This is a genomic window from Salibacterium aidingense DSM 18341 (genome assembly GCF_000429685.1).
Lineage (GTDB): Bacteria > Bacillota > Bacilli > Bacillales > Marinococcaceae > Salibacterium > Salibacterium aidingense.
This window is the reverse complement of record NZ_AUCI01000017.1, coordinates 63,198-72,775: the sequence shown is the minus strand read 5'-3', so window position 1 is coordinate 72,775 and position 9,578 is coordinate 63,198. Positions and strand designations below refer to the sequence as shown.

Below are 9,578 nucleotides of genomic sequence, written 5' to 3'. Positions count from 1 at the left end.
CCCGCCCCTAAAGCCATCTCTTAACCAGAATATCGGTTAAAAACTGTAGATGGTATTTTACACAAAATTATGGACTTGACTGGGAAAAGAAGGGGAAATGTTTATCAACCATCCGATAAGGACAAAAGACAAAGTTGAAACGAGAAAAATGTGTAATAATACTATTTTGTGGACATTTCCGGGGCAGATCTGTCCAATTTACCGGCAGCGGTTTATCAAAGCTTATTACAAGGTCTAACATTCGCACCTGGTTACAGGCCTGTTTTTCGTCTTCTCCTGTCCCAGACCGGCGGGCGTCAAATCCCTTTAGAGGGAGGGGGAATTAACAAAGGCCCTGCCACCGCCTGGGAGGAAGGCGGGGCAGAGCCTAATGTGTTCATTATTCTTGCAGCATGGCGTCCACTTGGTCACGGTGTTCTTCGATCCAATCGGCTGCTGATTCTTCAAACGCTACATCATTTTCTTCATATTCGTACATCATTTCTTCTAATTCAGATACTTCAATACTCCAGTCGGAGAGAATGTTGTAGGCTTCCGGGTGCTTCTCTTCTATGCCGTTATAGGAAAGAACATAGACGTTGTCGTACTGGAAGTTGTCTTTTGGTTCCTCCAAAAACTTCAGGTCGTGCTTCACAAACATGGAATGCGGGCGCCAGCCGGTGATGATCACTGGCTCTTCATCGTTTATTTTCGTCTGCAGTTCACTGATCATAGCCGTTTCACTGGAAGGGACAAGTTCAAAACCGGCCTCCTCCAGATTATAGTCCGCCATCACTTCTTCGGAAATGCTGACGATGCCTGCTCCTGCTCCGATCGTATATATATTGCCTTCAAATTTTTCAGGATTCTCTTTTATATCTTCAATGGATTCTTCTTCTACATAATCGGGAACGACCCAGCCGAGAGGAACTTCTTCATAGCTTGTGGCCACTTTCTGAAGATCACTCTCGTACTCCTTCCACAACTGCTCTTCGGTATATGGGAGCCAGGCGTCCATGAAGAAATCAATATCTTCAGACTGCAGCCCTTCCCAGATGACCGGTTGATCCAACAGTTCTATTTCTACATCGTAGCCGGCTTCTTCCAGTATCTGTTTAGCAATTTGCGTAGGCGCTTCGGTACTTGTCCAGGATGTCTGGCCAAACGTGATCGTTTCGTCTTTATTTTCTGCTTCCTGTTCGGTTTCTTCTGCTCCGTTATCCGCTTCTTTTCCATCCGAAGCCGGATCCTCCTCTCCGCAGGCGGTCAAGGAAAGCAGGGCAGCGAAAGTGAATAAATAGAAAATGCGTGTCATGTTATTAAACTTCCTTTCTCGGTTGTAAATGTTGATAGGATTCCCGCATGGTTTCCGGTGTGAACGGGAGGGAATCCGGACGCTCGCATGTCCAGTGCTGGAAAGGTTGATCTTTCAGCCGTTTAATAAATTCGGGTGTTTCATAAACTTCGAGGTTGTACACCCAATTCGCCATAATCAGTAAGGACGCCATATGAGATCCTTCGTTCGAAGACGAGCAGATATCCTTAATAAGATGAATATGATAATCCCTGAAGTACGCATCGAATACAGAAGTCATCAGGCATCCATCTGTTACCACACCTCCTATAATGAGATTATTCACCCCGAGACTTTTCAACATAAGATCCAGGCTCGTTTCATAAAAAGCACTCCAGCGGTACTTGTCTATCACGATGTCCTCGTCCCTTGGTTTAATTTCATCAAAGATTTCCACGTTTTCCGTATGAGAGGCGTAATAATAAGGGGTACCGTCCGCCTTTAACGGTTCATTTTTGGATAAGCCGGCCTGATCTTTTCTGTTTATTTGGCGGGTATAAATAATGGGAATATCAAACTGCCGGCATGCATCAATCAGCTGGCCGGCATTTTTCATGACGTCCTCCATGTTTAACAGACCAAAATTACTTTCTTTTTGAAGGTCGATGAGCACTAAAGCAGACTGGTGGTTGTTCATGGTAGATCTCCTTTATTCTTCTTTTTTCGGTGGAATGTGTTCCAGTATTTCTCCTGATTCCAGAGCGTTGGCCAGGCGGGTGGTCCAGTCGAGGTAATCCTGGGACTCTTTGATAAGTGCCAGGTCTTGTTCGGCTGTTTCTTTGATATGCGGATCTTCCGTCTGATCAGCGATGGCGCGGATCGCCGGCTTTGTCTGTTCAGCAGCTTTCATTAATAGATTTCTTTCCTGCCGGATTTTTTTTACAAAGTAATTAATAAAATTACGGAGAAAGTCTTTTTCGGCAATAAAATGATCTTTTCTCTCGCCCTTTTTCCAAACCTTCGTTACCATCTCTGTTTCCTGCAGCTCTCTCAGACCATTGCTGACAGACGCCTTACTCATGGCGACCTGGACTTTGATTTCATCAATAGACATGGGTTCGCTGGCAAAATATAAAACCCCGTAAATTCTGCCAACCGAAGGAGTCACTCCGTAAATTACCATCGATTGGGCAATTGCACTTTCCATCACATCACGTGTTTCTTCTAACTTATCCCAATCGGTTGACATGATATAACGGCCTCCTTTCATCCAATTTATTTAATTAGTTTATTTTATTTAATTTATATAAGTCATTTTAAACAAAATATTATATATGTCAACCTTTTATAAAATGAAAATAAAATAAATGTATGAAAATAGCTCCATTTCCTGCTTATTAATGGTAAAATAAAGGTAAATATACATATAGGAAGATAAAAGAGAGCTTATATATGGGTTGAGGAAAACGGAGGCATGCAATAATGAATAAAAAAATGTGTTTTTCTTTTTTACTGGCCGGTATGCTTGTGATATCCCCTTTTTCTACAGCAGCAGAAGCGGCATTTGAGGACGTAGACAGTTCTCATTGGGCATCGGAGGAAATTCAGTATATAGCGGATAGAAACATGGTAAGCGGGTATGAGGACGGCGCCTTCCGGCCTAATGAAAAGGTTAGCAGAGGCCAAACGGCTAAGATGCTTTCTGCCGCGCTTGAGCTGGAGTTGGACGGAGAAGCTGATTTTCAAGATGTAGATGAAGATTCTGCTTTTTCTCCATATATCGCTGCAGTAGCGGAGGAAGGAATTATGACTGGAGACGGGGAGAGGTTTGAACCCAACGAGGAGTTAACCCGTGCTGAAATGGCAGTCGTTTTGTCGCGGGCCTTTGATTTGGAAGGAGACAGTCAGGAACTGTTTTCTGATGTTCCGTCTGATTATTGGGCTGCCACTTCCATTCAACGTCTGGTGGATAATCGAATTACAAGCGGTCACGAAGATGGAACGTTTGGACCGGGGGAAACGGCCACGAGGGCCCACTTCTCTGTTTTCTTAGCAAGAACCATGAATGAAGAGTTTCGAGTGGAGGAAGTCAATACTCCGTCGTCCGGAGTCGACAGTGATGAAGAAACCTGGCATTTCCGCGGGATAGGACTCGGGGATTCAGAAGAGTCAATGAAGGCAGCCCTTGGAGAAGAGCAAGCTGTGCTCGAGAGCCGGTATGGTTTTGACTGGTATGTCTATCATCAACGCTATGACAATTATGTTCAGTTTGGTGTAGACGGCGGCGAAGTCGTAGCCGCTTATTCCAATCAGGACACCTGGAAGGGCGGCCATAACCTGGAATTGGATGATACAAAGTCAGATGTCATCGAGGCTTATGGCGAACCGATCCCGTACATCCAAAAAGGCGGCTCCAACTTCAGCATTGACACAGAGGATGCTGGGACATATAAAGAGAATGACCAGTATGAAACGTTTTTCTACGACACCCACCGGGATAACCGTATTACCGCGGTAATGGTCGTTGATAGTGATGTAGAAGAAAATTTTCGTCAATATTACGCGGAGCCGGATCAGAGTTTAAAAGAAAGCTATGAACAGATGTCTTTTTATCTGGCGAATGCGCAGCGTGAACGCTACAGCAAACGGATCCTGGAGTGGGATAATGCAGTGGCAGCTACCGCACGTTCCCACAGTGTAGATATGGCCGGCAGCCACTTTTTCTCTCACGAAAATCAGGAGGGGGAAGATCCGTTTGATAGAATGTCGGATGATGGCATTCAATACAGTAATGCGGCAGAAAATATCGCTTACGGACAGGTTAGCCCGATAAAAGCCCACCAAAGCTGGATGAATTCAACCTCCGGCCACCGTGAAGCGCTGCTCGGCAATTACCATCGTCTCGGAGTAGGGGTTGCTTTCGATGAAGTAAGAAAACAGCCGTATTATACACAAAACTTTTATTCCCCAAAGTAAATAACGTTTGCCGTACTTAAAAAGGCATTTAATGCCCGAAGAGTGCATAAAAAGGAGCTGTCTCAAAGACAGTTCCTTTTTTGAGCGCACGCCTGTACCGGATTTAATCGAAGTCCCCACAGCTGGAGGACACGAACTGCCGGAACGAAGCTCTTAGTGTTCTCCAACTTAGCTTTTGACCCCAATAGCGAAGAAATAAGAAAAAGAGCCGGTCTCCAAACGCTTTTAGTGAACACGGAAACAAAAAAAGGAAAGCGTCGTGTCCTCCATCCCCAAGTGGAGACCACCAGGGCAAAATAATTCCGCGCTGCTATCCTCCAGTTACGCTGCATGTTTCCGCCAGACAGGCATATCGAATGTTCCCCTGCTGTTTTGGAAAGAAATCAGCAGAAAGCTTCTGCCTGCAGCGAATGAGTTGTAAAAGCATCCAACAAGAACGGCCATAGGGCGGTTTTCCCAGAATTTATAGAAAAAATATTGACAACGTTTTCAAGCTTCGGTACACTTTATGTATATTATGTAACGGGTTACATAAGTATTTTTTTAAACAAGCTGTAACCGGTTACGGAAAAGACAGCGGGGCGTGGATATGACAACGATTAAAGATGTGGCGAAACTTGCAGATGTATCGGTCGCAACCGTTTCCCGTGTACTCAATAACAATGGCTATGTAAATGAAGATACGAAGAAAAAAGTGGTAGAGGCGATGGAAGAGCTGAAATACAAACCCAACTCCGTCGCGAGAAGTCTATTTAAAAAAGAGTCAAACACAGTTGGCTTGATCGTCCCGGACATTATGAACCCCTTTTTCCCGGAACTGGCCCGGGTGGTGGAAGATATCATGAACGACCACGGTTACACTATTATTCTTTGTAACAGTGATGAAAATCCTGAAAAAGAAGCTCATTATCTTGATGTGCTGAAACGTAAATATGTAGATGGCGTTCTTATTGTGACAAACACACTAGAACGCAGACATATTGCCGATTGGGAACTGCCGCTGGTTGGATTGGATAGACCGCTTGGGGACATTGCTCCTTCGGTGTATTCGGATAATTTCCAGGGGGCCTGTGAAGCTGTTACGTACCTGACGGAGCTCGGCTGCCGGCATATTGCTCATATCCGGGGACCGCATCAGATAACAAACGCTCAGCAGCGTTTTGCCGGTTATAAGCAAATGATGGAGGAAGCAGGTGTCTACCGGGAAGAGCTGGTCGCAGACGGGGATTATCATTGGGAGGCCGCTGAAAAAGCAGCAACGTCTCTGCTAAAAGAGCACCCATATGTGGATGGGATTTTTGCCGGAAACGATGTGATGGCATTCGGCGTGATGAAAGCAGCAGCTAAAGCGGGGAGAAGCATTCCGGAGGATCTGCAGGTAATTGGTTTTGACGGCATCCATTTAAGTGAGATGATGAGTCCAGGTTTAACAACCATGACCCAGCCGATGTACAACATGGGAAAAAAAGCGTCGGAACTTTTGTTTGAATTGATACGCGGCAGCGATAGTACCTCCGATCCGGAACCTTTCCGGGCAAAGCTGCTGGAACGAAACTCGACAAGGAATAAGAGTTAATAGAGGGGACAGGGAAATGTCAAACAAGATTACGGTAATTGGAAGCATTAATATGGACTTAGTCACTTCCACAGGCCGGGTCCCGGAACAGGGGGAAACGGTCCTGGGAGATGATTTTGCAACGATCCCCGGCGGCAAGGGGGCCAACCAGGCTGTTGCCGCGGCGAAACTGGGGGCGGAGGTAGAATTTATCGGCAGAGTCGGCCGGGATGTTTTTGGAGAGAGACTGACAGAAAACATGAAGAGCCAGGGAGTTTCTGTGAGGTATCTGGAACCGGTTACAGAAAAACCGACAGGAACGGCCTCTATCCTGCTGTCGGAACAGGACAATCGGATTATTGTGGTTCCCGGGGCTAATCTTGCTGTGACCCCAGAAGTAGTGGAATCACATGAAAACGTAATCGCCGGCAGTGATATTCTGCTGCTTCAGTTGGAAATCCCATTGGAAAGTGTGGCAAAAGCAGCAGAATTAGCCAAAAAGCATCATACAACCGTCATTTTAAATCCGGCTCCTGTTCAGGAACTGCCTGTTTCTCTAATGGATAATGCCGACTACTTTACCCCAAATGAACACGAACTGGAAAACCTTTTTCAGGGAGAACCAGAACAGCCCTCCCACAGGTCCCGGTGTATTATTACTATGGGAGCTGCCGGCGTTGTTTTTACAGAAAACAGAAAAGAAAAGAAAGTGCCCGGGTATCCGGTAGACCCCGTAGATACCACTGGGGCCGGTGATACGTTCAATGGCGCGCTTGCTCTTGCTTTAACGAAAGGAGTCTCTTTGGCGGAAGCCTGCCGGTACGCCAACGCAGCCGCTGCGTTATCGGTTCAGAAAATGGGCGCGCAGGGAGGCATGCCGCAGCAGCACGAAGTCGATACGTTTCTGGAAACACAGGGAGGGACGAACACATGAAAAAGCAAGGCATGCTTAATGGACCCATTTCCAATGTACTCGCTCAGTTAGGTCATACAGATACCGTGGTGATTGCTGACTGCGGCCTGCCTGTCCCGCCGGGGGTGGAGAAAATAGATCTGGCCCTGACGCTTGGCACGCCTTCCTTTTTAGAAACCTTGGACGCCGTGCTGGAAGATATGGAAGTGGAAGATTTCACCTTCTCTCAAGAAATCATGGAAAATAATACAATCCTGCATGATGCTGTGTTGGAAAAAACGGAGGAGACCAGGATCCATTATCTTTCCCACGAGGAATTCAAAAAAGAAACGCAGCACGCAAGAGCGATCATCCGCACTGGGGAAGCCACCCCATTTGCCAATGTCATATTAAAAGCGGGGGTGATTTTCTCATGACAGTTCCTTTGGTCGAAATGAAAGACGTCCATAAATCGTTCTACGGTGTACACGTGCTGCAGGGAGTGAATTTTGATGTCCGGCCCGGTGAAGTTCATGCCCTGATGGGAGAAAACGGGGCGGGAAAATCAACCCTGATGAAAATTTTGACCGGAATTCACACGAATGATAAGGGTACCATTTACGTCAAGGGAGAGGAAATAACATTTTCTCATCCGAAAGAGGCAGAAAAAGCGGGAATAGCAGTCATTCATCAGGAATTAAACATCATCCCCAATCTCTCGGTAACAGAAAATATGTTTCTCGGAAAACCTCTGACGTATGGAAAATGGGGGATAAACAAACAGAAAGAAATGCGTCAGAAAACAGTAGAATACCTGCAGCGCCTTGGGATTGAGATTAATCCGGATATTCAGGCCGGGAAGCTCTCCGTGGGGCAGCAGCAGATGATTGAAATTGCGAGGGCGGTTTCCACCAACGCTGAAGTGATTGTCATGGATGAACCTACAGCAGCGCTGACGGAAGTGGAAATTGAGACGCTTTTTGAAGTCATCAACCACCTGAAACAATCAGGAACAGGAATCGTTTATATTTCTCATCGGATGGAAGAAATTTTTCAGCTGTGTGACCGCATTTCCGTGCTTCGGGATGGGGGATATGCCGGAACAAAAGAAGTCGGAGAGACTAGTTACGAAGAGATCGTTAAAATGATGGTCGGGCGTGAAATCGGTCAGAAATACCCGCCGAGAACAGCAGAACCAGGTGATGTAAGATTGCGCGTGGAAAATCTTACGGATGCAGAGGGCCTGTTTGAAAACGCTTCCTTCGAAGTTCGGCGTGGAGAGATTTTAGGGTTTGCCGGTTTAATGGGAGCCGGGCGCACCGAATTAATGGAGCTGCTTTTCGGCTCGCGAAAAAAAGTGTCCGGGGAAGTTTATGTTGATGGAGAACGCCTCCGCATCCGCAATCCGCATGATGCCAGAAAAGCAGGCATCGGGTTCATTACAGAGGACCGTAAAGAAGAAGGCCTCGTGCTGAATTTATCCGTGCGCGAAAACCTGGCCCTGACGAATTTAAATAAGTTATCAGACAAGGGAATCATGTCGAACAACAGAGAAAAAGAGTTTGTTGGCAGTATGATTGAAAGGCTGCGGGTGAAAACGTCCGGCCAGGAGCAGAAATTAAAAACGCTCAGCGGAGGAAATCAACAGAAGATTGTCATTGGAAAATGGCTTGGTATTGAACCTTCCGTGTTAATTCTGGATGAACCGACGCGCGGGGTGGATATCGGAGCGAAAAAAGAAATCTATCACATTATGAATGAATTAACCGAACAAGGCGTGGCTATTATTATGATTTCTTCGGAACTGCCGGAGGTGCTCGGAATGAGCGACCGGGTTCTTGTTCTTCATGAAGGCAGTATTAACGGAGTTTTTGCAAGAGAAGAAGCAGATCAGGAAAGTATTATGCAGGCAGCTACAGGGGGAGGTCTTACCAATGAATAATGGAGGTTCGTTCAAAGGAACGCTTCAAAAAATCGGTCCGCTGCTTGGACTGGTATTACTTGTCATTGTATTAACAATGTTGAATCCATCGTTTTTATCGTTAAATAATATTTTTAATGTATTCCGGCAGGTGTCGATTAATGCGTTAATTGCTTTTGGCATGACATTCGTCATTTTAACGGGCGGGATTGATTTATCTGTCGGCTCGACCCTGGCGCTGGCGGGGGCATTAACAGCCGGATTTATGTCGGGCGGGATTGACCCAGTCCTTGCTATGCTGCTCGGACTGTTAGCGGGAGCCCTGATGGGAGCATTTAACGGAGTCGTTATTACAAAAGGGAAAGTAGCTCCATTTATTGCAACGCTGGCGACGATGACCATTTTCCGCGGATTGACCCTCGTTTATACAGACGGGAGACCGATTTCGGATATTCCGCAGAATTTCAGTTTTGAAATGATGGGGCAGGGCTATTTGTTTATGATCCCATTTCCCGTTGTCACCATGTTCGCAGCTTATGTGATCTTGTATTTTGTATTGAAAAAAACAACCTTTGGACGGGGCGTATATGCTGTCGGTGGCAACGAAGAAGCGTCACGGCTGTCCGGCTTACGGGTGGATGGAATTAAAATTGGGGTATATTCTCTCACGGGGATGCTTTCGGCACTGGCCGGCATTATTCTGACGTCGCGTCTCTACTCCGCCCAGCCTACAGCTGGTACCATGTATGAATTGGATGCCATAGCCGCTGTTGTATTGGGAGGTACCAGTCTCACCGGCGGACGCGGCTGGATTTTTGGGACACTTGTGGGGGCCCTGATTATTGGCGTGCTGAATAACGGACTAAATCTGTTAAATGTAGCCTCTTTCTATCAACAGGTGGTCAAAGGTGCTGTGATCCTGCTTGCGGTCATGCTCGACCGAAAGAAAGAAGCGTAACTA

9 protein-coding genes are annotated in these 9,578 nt (G+C 46.4%); 6 read left to right on the top strand and 3 right to left on the bottom strand.

Going from position 1 to position 9,578, the window contains the following annotated elements; all coding sequences use genetic code 11:
• Nucleotides 1–379: 379 nt before the first annotated feature.
• Genes G475_RS0116035 through G475_RS0116025 form a run of 3 tightly spaced genes read right to left on the bottom strand, consistent with a single transcriptional unit; the run spans nucleotide 380 to nucleotide 2,522 of the window.
• The gene (locus G475_RS0116035) at nucleotides 380–1,294 is read right to left on the bottom strand and encodes a glycine betaine ABC transporter substrate-binding protein (protein ID WP_026702148.1); all 915 of its coding nucleotides are present in this window, start codon (nucleotides 1,292–1,294) and stop codon (nucleotides 380–382) included.
• Nucleotides 1,295–1,298: 4 nt separating this feature from the next.
• On the bottom strand, nucleotides 1,299–1,970 hold the full coding sequence (locus G475_RS0116030) for a cysteine hydrolase family protein (RefSeq protein ID WP_026702147.1): 672 nt from the start codon (nucleotides 1,968–1,970) through the stop codon (nucleotides 1,299–1,301).
• A 12-nt stretch (nucleotides 1,971–1,982) separates the two neighbouring features.
• Entirely contained in the window at nucleotides 1,983–2,522 is a 540-nt protein-coding gene (locus G475_RS0116025; RefSeq protein ID WP_026702146.1) for a GbsR/MarR family transcriptional regulator, read from the bottom strand.
• Between the two features lie 233 nt (nucleotides 2,523–2,755).
• On the opposite strand from G475_RS0116025, the gene G475_RS26460 reads away from it, so the two are divergent.
• The 6 genes from G475_RS26460 (at nucleotide 2,756) to G475_RS0115995 (ending at nucleotide 9,575) form a co-directional block, all read left to right on the top strand.
• The gene (locus tag G475_RS26460) at nucleotides 2,756–4,249 is read left to right on the top strand and encodes an S-layer homology domain-containing protein (protein WP_051302592.1); all 1,494 of its coding nucleotides are present in this window, start codon (nucleotides 2,756–2,758) and stop codon (nucleotides 4,247–4,249) included.
• A gap of 589 nt (nucleotides 4,250–4,838) precedes the next feature.
• The gene (locus G475_RS0116015) at nucleotides 4,839–5,825 is read left to right on the top strand and encodes a LacI family DNA-binding transcriptional regulator (protein WP_026702145.1); all 987 of its coding nucleotides are present in this window, start codon (nucleotides 4,839–4,841) and stop codon (nucleotides 5,823–5,825) included.
• 16 nt (nucleotides 5,826–5,841) lie between these two features.
• Nucleotides 5,842–6,738 (top strand): ribokinase, encoded by an 897-nt coding sequence (gene rbsK, locus G475_RS0116010; RefSeq protein WP_026702144.1) that lies wholly within the window; start codon nucleotides 5,842–5,844, stop codon nucleotides 6,736–6,738.
• Nucleotides 6,735–7,133: a D-ribose pyranase gene (rbsD, locus tag G475_RS0116005; RefSeq protein ID WP_026702143.1), complete on the top strand. Its 399-nt coding sequence runs from the start codon at nucleotides 6,735–6,737 to the stop codon at nucleotides 7,131–7,133. Before rbsK ends, rbsD begins: the two co-directional genes overlap by 4 nt.
• Nucleotides 7,130–8,638 (top strand): sugar ABC transporter ATP-binding protein, encoded by a 1,509-nt coding sequence (locus tag G475_RS0116000; RefSeq protein WP_026702142.1) that lies wholly within the window; start codon nucleotides 7,130–7,132, stop codon nucleotides 8,636–8,638. Before rbsD ends, G475_RS0116000 begins: the two co-directional genes overlap by 4 nt.
• On the top strand, nucleotides 8,631–9,575 hold the full coding sequence (locus tag G475_RS0115995) for an ABC transporter permease subunit (protein WP_026702141.1): 945 nt from the start codon (nucleotides 8,631–8,633) through the stop codon (nucleotides 9,573–9,575). The genes G475_RS0116000 and G475_RS0115995 overlap by 8 nt, the downstream gene beginning before the upstream one ends.
• The last annotated feature ends 3 nt before the right edge of the window (nucleotides 9,576–9,578 follow it).